Origin of the sequence: Helicobacter sp. L8 (assembly GCF_003660355.1) — a bacterium.
GTDB lineage: Bacteria > Campylobacterota > Campylobacteria > Campylobacterales > Helicobacteraceae > Helicobacter > Helicobacter labacensis.
The window spans coordinates 1-426 of the sequence record NZ_QXQR01000065.1 but is presented as its reverse complement, the minus strand read 5'-3'; the positions used below and the strand labels follow the sequence as shown (position 1 = coordinate 426).

The 426-nt window shown below is 45.5% G+C and carries 1 pseudogene; it reads left to right on the top strand.

The features are described 5' to 3' along the window. Positions 1-15 precede the first annotated feature (15 nt). Positions 16-426, top strand: a pseudogene (locus tag EAO37_RS09065) (portal protein); the annotation flags it as partial.

Genomic DNA, 426 nt, shown 5'->3' with positions numbered 1-426 from the left:
CGCGCTAAGGCTTTATTGCCCAGTAGCGAGGTGCTCTATCTAGCCGCCCCCAAAAAGAGAGATTAGCGCGCGTGATAGAAAGCTGGGTTAAAGAGTTTGAGGGGGGGGAGTGGGTGTGGAATAGGTATTTATGGAATGAACAAGCGGGCATTTACAAATTTGAGCCCAAGCCCTTTAAAAATGGTTTGCACCCCTTCATTGTCGCCAAGTTCTACATAGATGAGAAGAATCGCTATTATGGGCTTTTCAGAGACATCAAACCCATGCAAGATTACATCAACTTTGCCGAGAACAGAATGGGGAATATGATGGGGAGTTTTAAGGCGATGTTTGAAGAAGATAGCGTTTTGAACATTGATGAGTTTATAGAACAAATGGCTTTAGATAACGCCATTGTGAAAGTGCGCCCGGGCGCGCTCAAAGAGG